Annotated in this window: 16 protein-coding genes and 1 pseudogene; 4 read left to right on the top strand and 13 right to left on the bottom strand. The window is 71.2% G+C overall.

The features are described from left to right. Positions 1–52: 52 nt before the first annotated feature. The 5 genes from ACYVF7_RS08915 to ACYVF7_RS08895 are packed head-to-tail and all read right to left on the bottom strand — an operon-like array spanning position 53 to position 5,027. Positions 53–946 carry a carbohydrate ABC transporter permease gene (locus tag ACYVF7_RS08915; RefSeq protein ID WP_460337585.1) on the bottom strand — a complete coding sequence of 298 codons (894 nt, stop codon included), beginning with the start codon at positions 944–946 and terminating at the stop codon, positions 53–55. Beyond that, entirely contained in the window at positions 943–1,896 is a 954-nt protein-coding gene (locus ACYVF7_RS08910) for a carbohydrate ABC transporter permease (RefSeq protein ID WP_460337582.1), read from the bottom strand. Before ACYVF7_RS08910 ends, ACYVF7_RS08915 begins: the two co-directional genes overlap by 4 nt. Continuing rightward, a complete protein-coding gene (locus ACYVF7_RS08905; protein WP_460337579.1) occupies positions 1,872–3,137 on the bottom strand; it encodes an ABC transporter substrate-binding protein in 1,266 nt (421 codons plus the stop codon). The genes ACYVF7_RS08910 and ACYVF7_RS08905 overlap by 25 nt, the downstream gene beginning before the upstream one ends. Before the next feature lie 40 nt (positions 3,138–3,177). Beyond that, entirely contained in the window at positions 3,178–4,101 is a 924-nt protein-coding gene (gene murQ, locus ACYVF7_RS08900) for an N-acetylmuramic acid 6-phosphate etherase (protein ID WP_460337577.1), read from the bottom strand. After that, positions 4,098–5,027: a MurR/RpiR family transcriptional regulator gene (locus ACYVF7_RS08895; protein ID WP_460337574.1), complete on the bottom strand. Its 930-nt coding sequence runs from the start codon at positions 5,025–5,027 to the stop codon at positions 4,098–4,100. Before ACYVF7_RS08895 ends, murQ begins: the two co-directional genes overlap by 4 nt. Positions 5,028–5,117: 90 nt before the next feature. On the opposite strand from ACYVF7_RS08895, the gene ACYVF7_RS08890 reads away from it, so the two are divergent. Continuing rightward, positions 5,118–6,125: an N-acetylglucosamine kinase gene (locus ACYVF7_RS08890; RefSeq protein WP_460337571.1), complete on the top strand. Its 1,008-nt coding sequence runs from the start codon at positions 5,118–5,120 to the stop codon at positions 6,123–6,125. A gap of 62 nt (positions 6,126–6,187) precedes the next feature. On the opposite strand, the gene ACYVF7_RS08885 is transcribed toward ACYVF7_RS08890, so the two are convergent. From ACYVF7_RS08885 to ACYVF7_RS08870, 4 genes are all read right to left on the bottom strand, one after another. Next, complete coding sequence (locus ACYVF7_RS08885) at positions 6,188–7,837, bottom strand: hypothetical protein (protein ID WP_460337568.1); 1,650 nt, start codon at positions 7,835–7,837, stop codon at positions 6,188–6,190. A gap of 197 nt (positions 7,838–8,034) precedes the next feature. Continuing rightward, positions 8,035–9,864, bottom strand: a complete 1,830-nt coding sequence (locus ACYVF7_RS08880) for a glycoside hydrolase family 3 protein (protein ID WP_460337565.1) — start codon at positions 9,862–9,864, stop codon at positions 8,035–8,037. 119 nt (positions 9,865–9,983) lie between these two features. Further along, complete coding sequence (locus ACYVF7_RS08875; RefSeq protein WP_460337562.1) at positions 9,984–11,258, bottom strand: glycoside hydrolase family 3 protein; 1,275 nt, start codon at positions 11,256–11,258, stop codon at positions 9,984–9,986. A 171-nt stretch (positions 11,259–11,429) separates the two neighbouring features. Further along, positions 11,430–11,906, bottom strand: a complete 477-nt coding sequence (locus tag ACYVF7_RS08870) for a MarR family winged helix-turn-helix transcriptional regulator (RefSeq protein ID WP_460337559.1) — start codon at positions 11,904–11,906, stop codon at positions 11,430–11,432. A gap of 86 nt (positions 11,907–11,992) precedes the next feature. On the opposite strand from ACYVF7_RS08870, the gene ACYVF7_RS08865 reads away from it, so the two are divergent. Continuing rightward, positions 11,993–12,667, top strand: coding sequence for a hypothetical protein (locus tag ACYVF7_RS08865; RefSeq protein WP_460337556.1), 675 nt, complete (start codon positions 11,993–11,995; stop codon positions 12,665–12,667). Positions 12,668–12,683: 16 nt separating this feature from the next. Then, on the top strand, positions 12,684–13,448 hold the full coding sequence (locus ACYVF7_RS08860) for an SDR family NAD(P)-dependent oxidoreductase (RefSeq protein WP_460337554.1): 765 nt from the start codon (positions 12,684–12,686) through the stop codon (positions 13,446–13,448). Between the two features lie 42 nt (positions 13,449–13,490). Here ACYVF7_RS08860 and ACYVF7_RS08855 read toward each other — a convergent pair whose 3' ends face one another. Next, positions 13,491–14,081, bottom strand: a complete 591-nt coding sequence (locus ACYVF7_RS08855) for a TetR/AcrR family transcriptional regulator (protein ID WP_460337551.1) — start codon at positions 14,079–14,081, stop codon at positions 13,491–13,493. 113 nt (positions 14,082–14,194) lie between these two features. Here ACYVF7_RS08855 and ACYVF7_RS08850 point away from each other — a divergent pair, with 113 nt between their 5' ends. Continuing rightward, positions 14,195–15,175, top strand: coding sequence for an NADP-dependent oxidoreductase (locus ACYVF7_RS08850; protein ID WP_460337549.1), 981 nt, complete (start codon positions 14,195–14,197; stop codon positions 15,173–15,175). 149 nt (positions 15,176–15,324) lie between these two features. On the opposite strand, the pseudogene ptsP reads toward ACYVF7_RS08850, so the two are convergent. The 3 genes and pseudogenes from ptsP to ACYVF7_RS08835 all read right to left on the bottom strand — a co-directional run bounded on the left by ptsP (position 15,325) and on the right by ACYVF7_RS08835 (position 18,303). Beyond that, a pseudogene (ptsP, locus tag ACYVF7_RS08845) lies at positions 15,325–17,002 on the bottom strand (phosphoenolpyruvate--protein phosphotransferase). Beyond that, the gene (locus ACYVF7_RS08840; protein WP_460337546.1) at positions 16,995–17,258 is read right to left on the bottom strand and encodes an HPr family phosphocarrier protein; all 264 of its coding nucleotides are present in this window, start codon (positions 17,256–17,258) and stop codon (positions 16,995–16,997) included. Before ACYVF7_RS08840 ends, ptsP begins: the two are co-directional and overlap by 8 nt. A gap of 13 nt (positions 17,259–17,271) precedes the next feature. Then, positions 17,272–18,303, bottom strand: coding sequence for an SIS domain-containing protein (locus ACYVF7_RS08835; protein WP_460357845.1), 1,032 nt, complete (start codon positions 18,301–18,303; stop codon positions 17,272–17,274). Positions 18,304–18,314 lie beyond the last annotated feature (11 nt).

The following is an 18,314-nucleotide window of genomic DNA, read 5'->3' as shown; positions in this document are numbered from 1 at the left end:
TGTTTAACGATGGCATGCTACCGCCGACCTGAACGGATCTGATTCACGGCGATTACTTGGACATTCCGGCGGTGAGGCCGGCGACGATCTGTTTGGTGGCCACCAGGAAGAGCAGGACGAGTGGGATCGTCGTGATCACCAGGCCGGCGGACAGTTGCGCGTGCGCGGCCTCGAACTCGGCGAAGAAGCGGGTCAGGCCGGTCGGCAGCGTGTACTGATCGTCCTTCAGCAGCACCAGCGGGAAGAAGAAGTCATTCCAGAGCGGAATGAACTGGAACAACGCCACGGTCGTGAGCGCGGGCCGCACCATCGGCACCATGATCCGCGCGAAGAGCCGCAGCTCGCCCGCGCCGTCGATGCGGGCCGCCTCTTCCAGCTCCATCGGCAGCTGCCGGAAGAACGCCGTCAGCACGAACACCGAGAACGGCACACCGCTCCCCGCGTACACGCAGATCAGCCAGAACCGGGAGTCGACCCCCGGCAGCGCCGTCGTGAGCGAGTTGACCAGGTAGAACACCGGAACGGCGCCGAGCCGGATCGGCAGCATGAGGCCGGCGAGGAAGTACGACGACAGCGCCCCGCGGCCGCGGAAGCGGTAGCGCCCCAGCGGGTACGCCGCGAGCACGGAGACTCCGGTGCCGAGGACCACGGAGCTCACCGTGATCACCACGGAGTTCACGAAGTAGGTGCTGAAGTTGCCTTCCGACCAGGCGTGAGCGTAGTTCTCGAACGCCGGGTGGAGGGGCAGCCCGAGTGGCTGGTTCGCCAGGTCCTTCTCGGTGCGCAGCGAGTTGAACGCCATGATGATCAGCGGCGCGAGGGCCGCCAGGGCGTACGTCCACAGCAGGAGGACCGAGGCCACCCCGCCGACCCGCGGGCGTTTACGGAAGGTCCGCGTGGCCGCGGCCACGGCGGTCGGTTTACGGACCGTGAGTGTGCTGCTCATCGCACGCGTTCCTCCATCCGGCGGAAGACGTGGTTGGCCGCCAGCGAGACCCCGAAGATCAGTACGAACATGCAGACGGCGAGCGCGCAGGACTGGCCGATGGCGTTCGGGTCGGGGTTCTCGAACGCCGTGCGGTAGAACACCAGGCCGAGGACGTCGGTGGCGTACTGCGGGTTGCCCTGGGATCCCTGCAACGCGTAGATCAGGTCGAGCACGTTGAAGGTGCCGATGAAGGTCAGCACGGTCACGATGCCCAGCACGGGTGTGAGGAGCGGCAGCGTGATCCGCCGGAACACCTTCCACGACGACGCGCCGTCGACGCGGGCGGCCTGCTCGTACTCGTCGGGAATCCCGGCGAGGGCGGCGCCGAACAGCAGCATCGGGAAGCCGACCCACTGCCAGGCGTTCACGACGATCGCCACGGGCAGCGCCAGATGCGGGTCGCCGCGCCACGGCTGGGCGAGCGAGCCGAGGCCGACGCCGCGCAGCGCGGCGTTGACCGCGCCGAACTGCGGGTTGAGCATGATCGACCACAGGTAGCCGACGACGATCGGGCTGACCAGGTGCGGCAGCGTGTAGGCGGTCTGCAGGAACCGCTTGCCCCGCCGCGACTTGTGCAGCAGCACCGCGAACGCCAGTCCGAGGGTGGTCTGGATCAGCATCGTGCCGATGAAGAACAGGGCGTTGTGGCCGAGTGCGCGCCACACCTGCTCGCTCAGCGGGTACTTGGTGAACAGGTCACGGAAGTTCGCCAGGCCGGCGAAGCCGTTCTGCTTGTTCCCCGACCACGAGTACACGCTGTACTGCGCGGCGGAGATCAGCGGATAGACGATGAACACCGTGTACAGCGCCAGAGCGGGCAGCAGGAAGGCCAGCAGGACCCGGCGGCGGGGTCGCCCGCCGCCGCCGGTGCCGACCGGACGCCTCAGCCTCCGCTGGGCTTGAACCACGCTGAAATGCCCTTCTGGACGAGTTTGCCCGCGTCCGCGGCCGAGGCGCCGCCCAGCATCTTCTGCAGGGCCAACCCCTCCTGGTCACGGCCGAGCGGGTTCCCGTAGCCGAAGTCGACGACCATCATGTAGGTCGCTCCGTGAGACTGGTAGTTCTGGTACGCCTGAGCGAGCAGCGGGTCGCCGGGCGTCGTGCCGGGCACGGTCGAGATCTGCTTGAGCGTGCCGGCGTACAGCTGCCCGAACTCCGGCGTCGCCATCCATTTCACCAGCTCGGTGGCTTCGGCCTTGTGCTCGGAGTGGGCGTTGACGCCGTACGACCCGTCGACGTAGCCGGAGGTGAGCGGCTGGTTCACCTTGGCGCCGGGCGCGGGCGGGGCGTCGAAGAACCCGAGCTGCAGGTCCGGCGACGTCTTGGTGAACGGCCCGACCTCGTACGACCCGCCCGGGTACATCGCGGCCTTGCCGCTGGTGAACAGCGTCTGCGCGTCCGGGTAGTCGACGGCGGCGACCTTGTCCGGGAAGTAGGACTTCAGGCTCGTGACGGTCGACAGCGAGGCCGTGTAGTCCGGGTCGGTGAAGTTCTTCTTCCCGGCGAGGACGGCCTGCTCGAAGTCGTTGCCGCCGTAGCGGGTCGCGCCGAAGATCTGGTGGTCGATGGCGAGGACCCACGGCTGCAGACCGCTCGTGGCCAGCGGGGTGATGCCGGCCTTCTTGAGCTTGTCGCAGGCGGCGGTGAAGTCGGCCCACGTCTTCGGCGGGTCGATCTTCTGGTCCGCGAAGATCTTCTTGTTGTAGATGACCTGCAGGGTCTGCAGGGCGTACGGGACGCCGTACAGCTTGCCGTCGTCCTTGCCCTTGGCGGCCTGCAGGACCTTGTCCGGCCAGCCGCTGGTGCTCACCTGGCCGTCGAGCGGCACGAGGTTGCCCGCCTTGATGTAGGACTGCAGCGGCCCGTACGGCTTCAGCTGGACGACGTCGGGCCCGCCCATCGACTTCTTCAGCTCGTTCGGCAGCACCGTCAGGTAGTCGGTGGACTTGATCGGCTTGAAGTCGATCGTCACCTTCGAGTGCTTCTTCTCGTAGGCGGCGAAGATCTTCTTGTATCCCGCGGTGTCCTCGGGACGCCACGACAGAACCGTGAGGTGGACCTTGCCACCGCCACTGCTCGTACTCGGTGCACACGCCGGGAGGGCGAAGGCGACGCCGAGCGCCGCGACAAGCGTGCAGAACTTCCGCATCAGGAGGATGGCCCCTTTCTCAGCTGCCCCCGACGTCTGACTAGACCTCAGGCCGGATCCCGCGCATGGCGTCCCGTACGGAGCCCCCCGCCGCCGCCAGCGCCTCGGCCGCGTGGTCGGGGGGGACGTCGCACAAGAGGGACAGCAACGCGGTGCGCGTGTCGCCGCCGGCTGCCGCCAGCGCCGCCGCGCACGTCTCGGCGTCCAGACCGGTCGCCTCGACCAGGATCTTGATCACGCGGCCGCGCAGCTTGGAGTTGAGCGCGTTCACGCTGACCATGAGGTTGGAGTAGGTGCGGCCGAGCCGCACCATCGCGGCCGTGGACATGGCGTTGAGCACCAGCTTCGTGGCGGTGCCCGCCTTCATCCGGGTCGAGCCGGTCACGGCTTCGGGCCCGGTGTCCACGGCGATGTTGACGTCGACCTCGGCACCGAAGGCCGCGGCCGGATTGGAACTGATCAACGCGGTGTGCGCGCCCTGCTCCGCCGCGGCGCGCAGCGCGCCCACGACGTACGGCGTGCGGCCGCTCGCGGTGATCCCCACGGCGAACTCGCCGAGGCGCACGTCCTCGGCGTCACGGGCTCCGAGGTCCTCGTCGTCCTCGACGTCCTCGATCGCCTGGGAGAGCGCGCCGAGCCCGCCCGCGTGGTGGGCGACGACGAGGCCCGGCTCGATGCCGAACGTCGGCGGGAGCTCGGCGGAGTCCAGCACCGCCAGCCGCCCGGAGGTGCCGGCGCCGAAGTAGTGCACACGCCCGCCGCCGCGCAGCGCGTCGACGGCGAGGTCGACGGCCTTGGCGACCTGCGGCAGCACCTTCGCCACCGCACCGGGCACCTGCTCGTCCTCGGAGTTGATGAGACGGAGCACGTCCAGGGTGGGCAGCAGATCGAGGTCGACGGTGCGCGGATTGCGACCCTCGGTGGGGACCCCCTGCAATACCCCTACGGAGAGGCGATCGGTCACCGGCGCCTCCGATCCGATCCCACACGGCGGACCCGGACCGCTTCACGGGTCGCCTCCAGGTGCTCCCGGGTCGGCTCGTACGTGCGCTGCGCGACGCCGACGAAGACGCAGTCCACGACGGTCAGCTGGGCGAGCCGGCTCGCCGTCGCGCCCGACCGGAAGGTGGTCTCCCGGGCCGCCGTCGTCAGGACGTAGTCGGCGACCTCGGCGATCGGCGAACGCGGGAAGTTGGTCAGCGCGACCGTGGTCGCGCCGCGCCGCTTCGCGACGTTGAGCGCGTCGATCGTGTCCACCGTGGTGCCGGTGTGCGAGATGCCGACCGCGACGTCACCGGGCTCCAGGACGGCCGCGCTCGTGAGCATGATGTGCGCGTCCGACCAGCCGTAGGAGGTGCGCCCGATGCGGTGCAGCTTCTGCTGGAAGTCCAGGGCGACGAACGCGCTGGCGCCCACGCCGTAGATGTCGACCCGGCGCGCGTCGACGATCGCCGCGACGACCCGCTCGAGCGCCTCGATGTCGAGCTGGTTGGCGGTCTCCTCGACGGCTCGCGCGTCAGCGAAGGAGATCTTCTCCACGACCTGCTGGAGCGTGTCGTCGGTGCTGATGTCGCTGCCGACGACGCGCCCGCCGGTGACCCCTTGGGCGCGCCCGGCCTCGGTGGCCAGGGTCAGCCGCAGCTCCGGGTAGCCGGCGAAGCCGATCGCGCGGCAGAACCGGATGACCGTCGTCTCCGAGGTCCCGCACGCCTGCGCGAGCTCGGTGATGGTGGAGTTGGCCACCGCCTCCGGATCGTCGATGACGCGCTGGGCTACACGCGCTTCAGCGGGGGGCAGAGAGGGCAACAGGGAACGAACGCGAACGACCGTGCTGAGCGAGGCGCTCGCACCGTCGGCCGCCGGCCCGGGGTCGGGCCCGACCTTGCTCATGGAGGAAATTTTCTTACGAAAATGATTCACTGTCAATATGCCATGTTCTACGGTCACAGTGTGTGCTCTAACGTGAGGGGTCCGTACGTCATGGGCGTAGACGCGGGCGGCACCAACACTCGTGCCACGATCGTCACTGTCGACGGCATTGTCGCTGGTCGTGGCCGTGGCCCTGGCGCCAATCCTAACTCCAGTGCCGACCCGGCCGGCGCGCTGACCACAGCGGTGCAGGCCGCCCTGGGCGACCTGGACCCGCTACAGATAGTAGGCGGTGTTTTCGGCATCGCGGGCGCCGGGTCGGCGGGGCGGCCGAAGGCGGTCGCCGCCGCGAACACCGCGTGGCAGGCGCTGGGCATCCCGGGACAGCCGGAAGTGGTCACCGACATCGCGATCGCGTTCGCCGCGGCGAGCCCCGAGCCGGCCGGGCTGGTGATCTTCGCGGGCACCGGGGCGGGCGCCGCCGTGGTCGACGACGGTGCGCTCGTCCGCCGCGCCGACGGCTACGGATGGCTGGTCGGGGACGAGGGCTCCGGGGTGTGGATCGGCACCGAGGCGGTTCGCGCGGCGCTGCGCGCGTACGACGGGCGCGGCGCCCCCACCACCCTGGCCGAGAGCGTGCCGAGGCTGCTCCTCGGGGAGGCAGCCGCGCCGCTCCTCGCGGAGCTCGACCTCAAGACGCTGACCGTCGGCACCGGCGACACGACCGGAGCGTCGATGTCCTCGGGAGCCGCGCTCCCGCAGGCGATCCTCAAGGAGGTGTACGGCGGGCCGCCCGCCGGGCTCGGCAGACTCGCCCCACTGGTCACCGCCGCCGCATCCGCGGGCGACGACGTGGCCCGGCGGATCGTCGCCGAGGCCGCGGACTGGCTCCTCGCCGACGTCGACGCCATCCGTCCCGCGCTGGAGGAGATCACGCGGTCACGGGGCCGTCCCGGCGTCGTGGTGGCCGGTTCCCTGCTGGAGAGCGGCCCGGTCGCCGACGCCGTACGCGCCGGGCTGCACAAGCGGTTCGGCGTCGAGGCGTCCGTGGCCCACGACGGCACGCTGGGCGCCACCCGCCTGGCCCTCCGCCGCGCGGGCGTGACCGCCCGCGAGTGACCTGAACGCGGTGACGGCCCTCGCGCCCGAGAGCGGAGGGCCGTCACGTCTTCGGTTCGGCGTCAGCGGATGCCGTAGGCGCGGATCACGGTCTGGTCGACCGCGCCGTCGATCTTCGTCCGCAGGGAGACGAACCCTTTGGCCGGGTTGCGGAAGGACGCCACCCACCGGTCGCCGTCGGCGCGGAGGGGCACCGGAGTCCAGGACTTACCGTCGTCGAAGGATGTCCACAGCGACACCTTCGCGCCCGCCTTCGCCTGCTGCGGGACCACGTTCAGGGTCTGCGTGGTGTTCGCGTGGGCCTGGTTCGTGTCGTCGAGCGGCGTCTCGTACCGCACGGTCGGCAGCTTGATGACGTTGTCCGTGCCCACGGTGACGTCCCAGACGACGTGCTGACTCGTCGCCAGATCCGACCACGGCGCCGACCGGGTGGCGTTCGTGGTGAGCGTGTAGCGGCCCGGCTCCGGGCGCGCCCAGATCCGGCCGAAGCCCGGGACGATGCTCTGGCCGATCGACTCGCCGGTCGAACTCACGAGCGCCGAGTCGCCCTTCATGAAGGAGTAGCCCCCGATGTTGCTCACCCCGCCGGTCTCGGACAGCATCGCCACGTCGTATCCCGTCCCGTCGCCCGTGTCGAGGACGAGTTCCCCATCCGCCGGGCCGAGCGGGCTCTTGTTCCAGCTCCGCGTGTACGTCCCCGCCTTCGGGAACCGGTCGGTACGGAACCGGACGTCGTACTCGTCGAAGGCGCAGTCCGGGGTGGTGACGCCCTGATCGACCTGCCAGTCGAGCCCCGGGGTGTAGTACTCGGTCCGCGTCGTCGGCACGACGCCCGGTTGCGAGTAGGACGACACGATGAGGCCGCTGTTCCAGTCGACCCCCGCGTGCGTGCCGGCGCAGGCAGGTCGGGCTTCGCTCGCGTACCCGACCTTGACGGCCGCCAGGTCCTTGGTGTGCACGCTGAGCTTCAGGTCCGCCGGGATGCCCGCCGCCTTGCTCGCGACGTTGTACGTGTAGGGACTGCCCTCCTGCTTCCCGTCCTGGGTCAGCAGTGACTGCACCTCGTATTCGAGACCGCTCTCCGCGGCGGCGGGCGTGACGTAGAGGTGGTCTCCGTCGACCTCGGTGACGTCCCGGAACACGCCACCGAGCCGCTGGGCGATCATCACGACGGCTCCGGCCGCCGGCTTGGCCCCCGCCCGGTCCACCTCGACCTGGACGGGGTTGGCCTTCCGGGCGTCGAGTGTGAGCGACAGGTCGCCGGTCACCGTCACCTTCGGCAGGTAGATCAGTGTGGTCGACGTCGTTCCGTCCGCCTCCGGGGTCGCCACCTTCGAGTACATCACGTAGTCGCCCGGGGGCAGCGAGCCCTCGGCGTGCCCGTTCTCCACGTCGGCGCCGGACGGGTCGCTGCCGTCGAGCGGCCAGATGTAGAGCCGGCTCGCCTCCTCCGACGTGGCGACCGCGCCCTTGCGGTCGAGCACGGTGACCTGCAGCTTGTGCTCGTCCGCCGCCTTGGCCCGCGACAGCCGCCGGAACGACGGCGCCTTCTTCGTACGTTCGATCACCGTTCCGCGGTGGAAGGCGCCGTGCCCGCGTTGCGCCGGTTCGACCTTGACCGGCGAGGCGGGTGCCGTCGCACCCGCGTGCGGCACGGGTCCCGCCGCGACCAGGGCCAGGGTTCCCAGCCCGACCAGTGTTCTCTTGACCATTCCCGCTCCTCGTCATGGAAAGGACGTTGTTGATCAACGTCCCCCCATGCTTCGTCGAAGCCGGGAATCGTGTTCATCGACCATGGGGCGTGGGACGGCGGCCGGCGGGGTCCCGCCGTCCCACGCCCGGTCCAGGGGCGTCGACGCCCACCCCGCCCCATCGATCCGGACATCGATGGGGCGGGAGGCCGGGCGGACTACTTGCGGAAGGTCAGGCCCGTGCCGAAGGGGTAGAGGGTCGATTTCGGGTCGCCGGCGGCGGGGATCGTGACGGGCAGCTTGCCCTGGGGGCTGATCTCGCCGAACAGCACCTTGGTCAGCGACTCCAGCGACGCCGGCGTGTAGCCGTAGGTGGCGAGGTAGGTCTTGGCCTCGGTGAAGTAGGCGATGTCGTACGCGTCGCGTACGGCCGCCACGATGACCGGCTTGCCGGTGGCGACCAGCGCCTTGACGAGGTTCGCCTGGCCCGGTCCGTTGTGGCCGGACTCGGTGGAGACGTCCCAGGCGCGGTTGGTGGTCACGACGACGGCGTCGTTGTCCTTGGCCTTGGCCACGGCCTGGTCGATCGCCGCCTGCGAGGGGCTCGCGCCGGTCTGGTACACCGTCGTGGCCGGGCCCCGCTTGTGGATGTCGTCGGCGAGCGTCTGGGTGGTCGAGACGCCCCAGCCGGTCACGAGGACCTTGCGGCCGTCCTTCTTCAGCGGGAGGTCGCCGTTCTTGACCAGAGTGGTCGTGCGGTCGGTGACGCGCTGCTCGGCGGCGAGGTGCGCGGCCGTGCCGACCCGCGAGGCGACCTTGCTCTCGTCGACGTACGGGTTCGCGAACAGGCCGTGCGTCTTCTTCAGCTCCAGGAGCCGGTAGACCGACTGGTCGATCCGGGACTCGGTGAGCTCCCCGTTCTTCACGGCGTTGACCACCGCGTGGAACTGCAGGTCGTACAGGCCGTTGCCCTTGGCGTCCACCGGCGGCTTCTCCAGCTCGTCCGCGCCCGCCTTGATGGCCAGCACCGGGACGCGGTCGTCGCCGTACTTGTCGCGGACGCCCTGCATGGCGAGGGCGTCGGTGGCGATGACGCCCTTGAAGTGCAGCTTGTCGCGGAGGATGCCGGTGAGGATCGGCTTGGACAGCGTCGCCGGGTCACCGGACGGGTCCAGCGCCGGGACGATGATGTGCGCCGTCATGATCGAGTCGACGCCGTGCGCGATGGCGGCCTTGAAGGGCGGCAGGTCGAGCTTCTCCCACTGCTCCTTGGTGTGGTGGATGACCGGCACGCCGGTGTGGCTGTCGGTGTCGGTGTCGCCGTGGCCCGGGAAGTGCTTGGCCGTCGGGATGACACCCGAGGCCCGGTAGCCGTCGACCTCGGCCGCCACGAACTTCGAGACCAGCGTCGGGTCGGAGCCGACCGACCGGACCCCGATCACCGGGTTCGCCGGATTGACGTTGACGTCGGAGTCCGGGGCGTAGTCGGTGTTGATGCCGATCGCCCGCAGCTCCTGCCCGGTGATCTTGGAGGTGGTGTACGCGTCGCGCGGCTTGCGCCCGGCCCCGAGGGCCTGGCTGCCGGGGAACTGCGTGAACGGAGCCGGCACGCGGGTCACCACGCTGCCCTGCTCCTGGTCCGTGACGATGGTCATCGGGATCGGCACCCGCTGCCGCATGGCCGCGTGCTGGATCCCGTTGGACAGGTGCGCGACCTGCTGCGGGCTCGCGAGGTTGGGCGGGTCGACGGAGTAGTAGATGATCCCGCCGGGGTGGTACTTGTCGATCAGCTGCTGGGCGTTGTCCACCCCGTACAGCTTCTGGTTGGCCGCGACGGCGGCCGGGTCCTTGGTGTCGGCGCTCGTGCCGTACACCTGCAGGACGAACAGCTGAGCGACCTTCTCCTCAAGGGTCATCTTGCGGAGGACCCGCAGAACGCTCTGGTCCTTCCCGGACGCGGGTGCCGCCTGGGCGCTCCCCGCACCCAGTCCGGCGATGGCCACGAGCGACGCCGTGCTGATCGCGGCGAGCCGTCGGCGACGGGACATCGAGACTCCTTCCGTCCGCCCCCGAAGACGAATAGAAAGAAAATGACTGGATGAGACCAGCCTCTGGAACTTAGTTCCGCACATGGACGCGCGTCAACGGTTCGGATGTCACATGATCGTCAACGACCTGATCGAACGTGCGCCGCGACCCCGCGCGCGGCCGTACGGTGCTCCGCCGAACCCACGATCCGGGAGGCCTGGGAGGCGTCGACGTACGGCGAGCGGAACAGCCCCCGCTCCTGTTTCATCCGCAGGATGCGGGTCACCGCCTGGTCGAGCCGGCTCTGCGGGATCTGCCCCGACCGCACCGCGGCCAGCACGGCGCGGTAGGCACTGCTCAGGGAGGGCGGCATGAGGAGCATGTCCGCGCCGGCCCGCACGGCGCGGACCGCCGCCTGCGGCGCGCCGTACTTCATCGTCGCCCCGGCCATGCTGAGCGAGTCGGTCACCACGACCCCGTCGTAGCCGAGCTTCTCGCGGAGCAGGCCCGTCAGGACCGTCTTGGACATGGTGGCCGGATCACCCGAGTGATCCAGACCGGGGACGACGATGTGCGCCGTCATGATCATGTCGATGTGGTGGGCGATGGCGGTCTTGAACGGCGGCGCGTCCAGGCGTTGCCAGGTCGCCATCGAATGCTTGATCACCGGCAGCCCGGTGTGGCTGTCGGTCGCGGTGTCGCCGTGCCCGGGGAAGTGCTTGGCGGTCGCGATGAGCCCGGTCGCCCGGTAGGCGTCGACCGCGACGCCGACGAGGTGGGAGACCTTCTGCGGGTCGGGGCCGAACGACCGGACGCCGATCACCGGGTTGCGCGGGTTGACGTTGACGTCGGCGACCGGCGCGAAGTCCTGGTTGATGCCGATCGCGCGGAGCTCCTCGCCGGTGACGCGAGCCGCCGTGCGTACGTCGTCGTCGGGGTTCTTCGTGGAGGCCAGCGCCTTGTTCGTCGGGAACCGGGTGATGTACGGCACGCGGGAGACGATGCCCTGCTCCTCGTCGGTGCCGACGAGCAGGGGAACCCCGGCCTTCATCGCGGCGCGCTGCAGGCCGTTGGACAGCGTCGCGGTCTGCCGCGCGGTGCGCAGGTTCTCCGGGAAGTAGATGACGCCGCCCGGGTGGTACTGCCCGATCATCGCGGCGGCGGCGGACGCGGTGGTGCCCTGGACGGTCGGGATGAACAGCTGGCCGACCTTGTCCGCCGTGCTCATCCGCCGGACGAGCGCGACGACCGGGTCCGGGCTGGGACGGGCGCTCGGCGCGGTCCGCTTTCCCGCCGCCGTGCGCCGTGCGGGCCCGTCGTCGGAGCGCGCGCTGGCCCCGCACGCGGACACCGCCGCGGTCGTGGTGACCGCGGCGACGGCGGCCAGGAGCCGCAGACCGCCGGTCCGTCTCACTGTCCCGCCCTCCCCGGAAGCCGCTTCACGTCCCGCCCGACGCTAACCATGGGATCGGCGTCCGGCAACCGCGCCGGTGGGCGGCCCACCGATCCGGCCCGGAGGGTGAGCGGCACCGTACGGACGGTCACGCAGGCGCGGGCCAGGGCCATCCGGCGCGCCTGCGGGCCGCTACGCAGAGCGGTAGCCGGGGTGCACGCCCAGGGTGAGGCCCTGCTGCTCGGCGACGCGCCGGAGCATCGCGACCAGCTCCCGGTGTTCGTCGGCGGACAGCGCCGCGCAGATGTCCCGCTCGTGCGCCATGCCCACCTCCCGGAGCTCGGCCAGCAGCCCGCCGCCCTTCTCGGTCAGGTACAGCGCGTGCGAACGCCGGTCGTTCGGGTTCTTCCGGCGCTCGATCAGGCCGCGCCCCTCGAGCTCGTCCGCGAACGGAACGAAGCGGCTCGGCGGCATGCCGAGGTCGCCGGCGAGTTCGCGCTGGCTGCGGCCGGGGCTCGCGGCCAGCATCCGCAGCAGGCCGGCCTGCGGGGGCGTGAGGTCCAGCGCGGCGACCCGGTCGGCGAACAGCCGGGCCGCGTGGGACCCCAGCTGGGCCAGCAGGAACGCCGCCCCGCCCTGGGCCGGGGGTCCGTCAGGTCTGCGATCCATGCTCACCCGGACACTGTATACGCTTGACAATCGTTCCGATATGTAATGATTATCTTGTGTACACGGTTTCGCATCGAGGAGACACCATGACCACCGCCCCCGTGACCGGTCGCCGACCGCAGGCCGGTCCCCCGCTGCTCGCGCCCGTCCTCGCCTTCACCGCGCTGACCGTCGGCTACGTCGTCGCCAACCGGGCCACGCCGCATCCGGACGCCTCCGGACTCGCGGTCCTCGACTACACACGCGCCCACGGCACCGCGATCAAGGTGGGCGCCCTCCTGCTGTTCGCCTCCGCGGTACCCCTCGCCCTCACGGCGGCAGTGCTCTACCGGCGGCTCCGGGCCCTCGGCGTCACCGCGCCCGGGTCGGCCATCACCCTCGTCGGCGGCGTCCTGGCCTCCGGCGCGCTGACGCTGAGCGCGATGTCCGCCTGGAGCGGCGGCCGCCTCCCGGACAAGGCCGACCCCGCGCTGGCCCGCGCCCTCGCCGACCTGTCCTTCCTGGCCGGCGGCCCGGCCTACGTGGTGACGTTCGCCATGCTCATCGCGGGGATCTCGGTGACGGGCCTGCTCACCCGGCTGCTGCCGCGCGCCGTGACCTGGACGGGCCTCGTCCTGGCCGCCGCCGGGATGCTGTCCACACTCACCCTGGCGACCCTCTCCCTCGGCTTCCTCCTGCCGATCGTCCGCTTCGGCGGCCTGCTCTGGCTGGTGGCCGTCGCCGCCCTGCTCCCGCGCACCCGTCCCTCCCGCCACCAGTGACAAGGAGACTCGTCCCATGACCGCCACCTATCCGGACCTCGCCGGCAAGGCCGTCGTCATCACCGGCGGATCGCGCGGCATCGGCGCGCGGACCGCCCGGGCCTTCGCCGCCCAGGACGCCAAGGTCTGCGTCGTCGGACGCGACGAGGACGCCCTCGCCTCGGTCGTCGCCGGCATCACCGAGGACGGCGGCACCGCGATCGACGCGGTGGCCGACGTCACGGACGCCAGGGCCCTGGAGGCCGTACGCGACCGGGTCGAGTCACGGCTCGGCCCGGTGGACGTGCTGGCCGCCTTCGCCGGCGGTCAGGGCATGCCCGTCGCCTCCCAGGACCTCACCGAAGAGCGCTGGCGGGAGGTCCTCGACTCCGACCTCACCTCGGCGTTCCTGACCGTCAAGGCGTTCCTGCCGGGCATGCTCGAACGCGGCCACGGCACGATCCTGACGATGTCCTCGGCCGCGGGACGTCAACCGAGCCAGGCCAACCTCGCCTACGGCGTCGCCAACGCCGGGCTGGTCATGCTCACCCGCCACCTGGCCGCCGAGGTCGGGCCGCGCGGAATCCGCGTCAACTGCGTCGCGCCGTCGACCATCGCCACCGAAAAGGTCGACGCCCACATGCCCGCCGAGGTACGCGAAAAGGTCGCCGCGCTGCACCCGCTCCGCCGCATCGGCACCACCGACGACGTCGCCCAGACCGCCCTGTTCCTCGCCTCCGACGCCGCCTCCTGGCTGACCGGGCTCACCATCGACGTCTCCGGCGGCCGGATCACCGGCTGAAGACGTGGAAGGCGCCTGACCTGGGAGTAACGGCCCGGACGGTCATGGCGACTCCTTCGTCGGGATGTCGGCGTTCAGTGCCGTCGCCTCATCGTCGGCGTTGGCCTCGACGATGAGGGCGGCGGCGAGCCTGGCCGTCCGTACGGCGATCTCCTCCGGCGGCAGGGATCTGCCGGTGCCCAGCCACCACGTGATGGCCTGGAGATGCATCCCCGCCAAGAGGGTCGGGACCAGGTCGTCCGCGGATTGGGGCAGGTGGTCTGCGGCCATGCCGGCGAGGGTCGCCCGCATCCGGTCGGCGAACCAACTGCTGCCGTTCCTGCCCAGCAGCGCGCCGTAGAGGCGGTGGTACCGGGCGACGTGTTCGAAGAATCCGGTCCACCGCTCGAGCGCGGGAGTGTCCGGGCCGTCCGCCATGGCGCCGCGCACCTCGGCCATGGCCTCCTCGAAGATCTGCTCCACCAGCTGGTACTTGTCGCGGTAGTTGCGATAGAAGGCGGCCCTGCTCACCATCGCCCGCTCGGTGATCTGTCCGACCGTGACCCGCTCGAACCCGCGCTCCTCGATGAGCTCGATCAACGCCTGCCTGAGCAGTGTGCGCGTGCGCCGGACCCGGACGTTCTCCTGAGACACTTTCGGCTCCTTGTCCAGCTTGAGACAGAACAGCCAGGCTGAGACTGGTCACCCTGCGCGGTCCCGGACAGCATGCATCTTGCGCGACAAAGTGTCTCGCTGAAAGGGTGATCATGAAAGCTCTGGTCGTCCGGGCGTACGGTGCGCCCGATTCGTTCGCCATCGAAGACCTGCCGATTCCCGAGCCCGGTCCCGGACAGCTCCAGGTCCGGGTGGCGGCCGCCTCGCTCAATCCGGCCGACCTGCTGCTGACCGCCGGCACGATCCGGGAGATGGTCCCGCTGGACTTCCCGTTCGTCCCGGGCTTCGACGTCGCCGGCACGGTGACCGGGCTCGGCCCCGGGACGGAGGGGTTCGAGGAGGGCGACGAGGTGTTCGGGTTCGGAGCGCCCCCGTCGTTCGCCTCCGGAGTGGGGATTCCTGCCGTCACCTCCGGAGCAATGGCCGAATACGCGGTCATCGAGGCCGGCCCGTACCTGGCGAAAAGGCCGCCGAAGCTGAACGCCGCCACGGCGGCCGCCCTGCCGAGCACCGGCATGACCGGGCTCGCGCTGATCGAGCTCGGACGCTTCCAGCCGGGCGAGACGGTCCTGGTGATCGGCGCTCCGGGCGGCATCGGCAGCGTCGTCGTGCCGCTTTTGGCCGGGCAGGCCGACGTCATCGCCACGGGAACCACGAACGACCGGGAGTACCTGCGCGGCATGGGAGCCGCCGAGATGATCGACTACCTGGAGACGGACCTGGTCAAGGAGGTCCTGAGCCGTCACCCCGGGGGCGTCGACGCGGTGGTGAACCTGGCGTTGACGGGCGAGGAGGTGATCACGGCGACCGGGGCACTGCGCCCCGGCGGCCGCCTGCTCAGCACCACGCCGGGCACGCCGAGCCATCCGGCGGTGACCACGGTGATGGGCACCACGAACCTCAAGCCCGACACGATGGCCACGATCGCCGCCCACGCCCTCGACGGCACCCTGCCCGACCCGGTGACCCGGACATACCCGCTGAGCGACGCGGCGCGGGCCTACCGAGACCTGGAGGGCTCCCACACCCGCGGCAAGCTGGTCGTCATCGTGGACGCGGAGGCGGACCGATGACGCGCGCGGTCGAATACGACAGGAGGAGATCGACCAGGCGCCCCGGCCACGCGCGCGGCAAACGAGTGATCCGGGTACCGACCGGCCCTTGACCGTGAGCCCGGCTGGAACGGTCGTCTGCGGGGCCGACCAGGCCTAACGGCTGGCCGCTACAGGCCGAGGGCTTCCAGCTCGGGGAGTTCCGTCCGGGCCGCCGTACGGGCGCCGTCGGCGTCGGTAGCGCGGCGGGCGGCCTCGGCGGCGCGGCGGCACTGGTCCAGGGTGTGGGCGGACAGTGCGGCGCGTACGTGGGGCAGCGATGGGGCGCTCATCGACAGCGACGTGACGCCGAGGCCGGTCAGCACGCAGGCCAGCGCCGGGTCGCCGGCGGCCTCGCCGCAGACGCCGCAGCTCCTGCCCGCGTCCGCCGCCGCTTCGGCGGCCATGGCCACGAGGTCGAGCAGCGCGGGCTGCCAGGGGTCCTGGAACCGGGCCAGCGCGCCGATCTGACGGTCCGCGGCGAAGGTGTACTGGGCGAGGTCGTTGGTGCCGAGGCTGAAGAAGTCGGCCTCGGCCGCGAGGTCGGCGGCCCGCAACGCCGCGGCCGGAACCTCGATCATGATGCCGGCGCGGGGCAGCCCGGCCGCGCGGCAGGCCGCGGCGAAGGCGCGGGTCTCCGCGGCGTCGGCCACCATCGGGGCCATCACGCTGAGCTCGACGTCCAGTCCCTCGGCGGCGCGGGCGAGGGCGCGCAACTGGCCCTCCAGCACGCCGGGGTGGTTCTGGAAGAGCCGCAGGCCGCGTTCGCCGAGCGCCGGGTTGGGTTCGTCGCCCGGCGGCGGCAGGAAGGCGAGGGGCTTGTCGGCCCCGGCGTCGAGCGTCCGGACCACGACGCTCGGGAACGCCTCCAGCACGGCTCGGTAGGCCGCCTCCTGCTCCTCTTCTGAGGGCGCCGTCGTACGGCCCAGGAAGAGGAACTCGGTGCGGAACAGTCCGACGCCCTCCGCGCCTCGCGTCAGCGCGGCCTCGATGTCCTTCGGCCCGCCGACGTTGGCGAGAAGCGGGATCCGGTATCCATCGGCGGTGGTACCGGGCCCGGTCGCCGCGTCGAGCACGGCCGTCCGCGCCTCGGCCGCCGCCCGGGCGGCCGCGATCTCCTCGTCGGCGGGGTGCGGGTGCACCTCTCCGGAGGCCCCGTCGACGAGCACGACCGTGCCGTCGGGCAGATCCATACAGCCGGAGCAGGCGACCACCGCCGGCACGCCCATCGCGCGGGCGAGGATCGCGGTGTGGCTGGTCGGCCCGCCGTCCCGGGTGACGAACCCCAGGACCTTGGCCGGGTCGAGCAGGGCGGTGTCGGCCGGGGCGAGATCCCGGGCGATCAGGACGAACGGCTCCTCGGACTCCGGCACGCCCGGGGCCGGGCACACCCATGAGGGCCGCGATGGCCCGGTCGCGGATGTCGTCGAGGTCGGCGACCCGGGCCGCCATGTACTCTCCCGCGCCGGCCAGCGTCGCGCGGAAGACGCCGAACGCCTCGTACACCGCGCGCGGCGCCGACGTGCCATCGTCGATCTTCCCGGTGACCAGGTCCGCGAGCCCCGGGTCACGGGCCATCATGGCCTGGGCGTCCAGGACCTCCTGCGCCTCGCCGCCCGCACGCGCGCCGCGCTCCTCGAGGTCGGCGCCGACGGCGTCCAGCGCCGCGAGCGCACGCGTGCGTTCGCCGGCGGCGTCACCCGTGTGACGTTCGCCGGCGGGCGGTTCGGGCACGGCCCCGGAGATCGACCGCACCGGCCCGGCCGCGACGCCGGGGCTGACCCCGGTGCCGCGCAGGGCGTCAGGCACTCGGCTCGGTCACCAATCCCGCCAGCTCCTCGAGCACGGCGTCGGCGCCGTCGCCGTCCGCCTTGATCACGATCTCCTCGCCATGCTGGGCGTCGAGGGCGAGAACGGACAGGATGCTCTTGGCGTTGACCGGGTCCTTACCCGGCTTGGCGACGGTGACGTCCAGGGGCGTCCTCGTCGCCGCCTGGACGAACAGCGCGGCCGGTCGGGCGTGCAGCCCTACCTTCGTCTCGACCCGGACACGGCGCTCGGCCATGTGGTCCTCCTGATCATTGATCCGTTTGAGTGACCTTGTCGAGACCGCGCGGGACATCGGGGTCGATGCCGAGCCCGCGAGCCAGCGCCTCCGTCAGCAGCTGGCCGGGCACGATCAAGGCAAGGGGCGATACCCACTCTGGCAGATCCGGACCAGGTAGTGCACATGAGGTCGCTCCGGACAGGGCACTGCCACCTCCGACGCCGTACGCCCGGGCGCCGGCCGCGACGACCCGCTCGGCCAGCGCGACCGTGCCGGCCAGCGTGGGGCCGGAGTCGGCGGCGACCAGGATCGCGGGCGTCTCGTCGTCGACCACGGCGATCGGGCCGTGCAGCAGGTCGGCGTAGGACAGGCCCATCGCGTGCAGGTAGCACGCCTCCTTCAGCTTGAGGGCCAGCTCCAGGGCGGTGCCGTACGCGATGCCGCGCCCGGAGACCACCACTCCCGGGACGCCCGAGAGCCCGTCGACGATCGGGGCCAGGTTGCCGGAGTCCTCGGTGGCCGCGATGAGCCGCTCGACCTCGTCGGGCGCGCGGCGCAGGTCCGCGACGTCCACGTCCGCCCCGAGCGCGATGCCGAGCACGGCCAGCGCCGCCAGCTGGGTGGTGTAGGTCTTGGTCGCGGGCACCGCGAGCTCGTCACCGGCCTTCGTGACCAGCGCGACCTGCGCGGTCTCCGCCAGCGGCGACCCCTCGCCGTTGGTGACGGCGATCGTACGGGCGCCGCAGTCGGCGGCCCAGTCGAGAGACTCGACGATCTCCTCAGTCTTGCCCGACTGGCTGATCGCGACCGCGAGGACGCCGGACAGGTCGATCCGCTTCTTGTAGGTCGTGGCCACCGACGGCGAGGCGAGGGTCGCCAGTCGCCCGGCGTGCGTCTGGATCAGGTAGCTGCCGTAGACGGCGGCGTTGTCCGAGGAGCCGCGCGCGATGAACAGCACCTGGCGGGTGTCCTGCGCCAACAGGCCGATCTCGGGCATCCGGGGAAGCAGTGCGTCGAGGGTGGCGCGGAGGGCGGCGGGCTGCTCGCCGATCTCCGAACGCATGCGTGAGGTGC

The organism is Actinoallomurus acanthiterrae (assembly GCF_054775715.1).
This window is presented reverse-complemented; position numbering and strand designations above follow the sequence as displayed.

Bases quoted from the DNA above. Each gene is read 5' to 3' on its own strand.
- ACYVF7_RS08870 (WP_460337559.1), bottom strand. From the start codon at position 11,906: ATGGATCGCAGACCTGACGGACCCCCGGCCCAGGGCGGGGCGGCGTTC.
- ACYVF7_RS08885 (WP_460337568.1), bottom strand. From the start codon at position 7,837: ATGGTCAAGAGAACACTGGTCGGGCTGGGAACCCTGGCCCTGGTCGCG.
- ACYVF7_RS08905 (WP_460337579.1), bottom strand. From the start codon at position 3,137: ATGCGGAAGTTCTGCACGCTTGTCGCGGCGCTCGGCGTCGCCTTCGCC.
- ACYVF7_RS08895 (WP_460337574.1), bottom strand. From the start codon at position 5,027: ATGAGCAAGGTCGGGCCCGACCCCGGGCCGGCGGCCGACGGTGCGAGC.
- ACYVF7_RS08835 (WP_460357845.1), bottom strand. From the start codon at position 18,303: ATGCGTTCGGAGATCGGCGAGCAGCCCGCCGCCCTCCGCGCCACCCTC.
- ACYVF7_RS08865 (WP_460337556.1), top strand. From the start codon at position 11,993: ATGACCACCGCCCCCGTGACCGGTCGCCGACCGCAGGCCGGTCCCCCG.
- ACYVF7_RS08890 (WP_460337571.1), top strand. From the start codon at position 5,118: ATGGGCGTAGACGCGGGCGGCACCAACACTCGTGCCACGATCGTCACT.
- ACYVF7_RS08850 (WP_460337549.1), top strand. From the start codon at position 14,195: ATGAAAGCTCTGGTCGTCCGGGCGTACGGTGCGCCCGATTCGTTCGCC.
- ACYVF7_RS08840 (WP_460337546.1), bottom strand. From the start codon at position 17,258: ATGGCCGAGCGCCGTGTCCGGGTCGAGACGAAGGTAGGGCTGCACGCC.
- ACYVF7_RS08880 (WP_460337565.1), bottom strand. From the start codon at position 9,864: ATGTCCCGTCGCCGACGGCTCGCCGCGATCAGCACGGCGTCGCTCGTG.
- ACYVF7_RS08860 (WP_460337554.1), top strand. From the start codon at position 12,684: ATGACCGCCACCTATCCGGACCTCGCCGGCAAGGCCGTCGTCATCACC.
- ACYVF7_RS08915 (WP_460337585.1), bottom strand. From the start codon at position 946: ATGAGCAGCACACTCACGGTCCGTAAACCGACCGCCGTGGCCGCGGCC.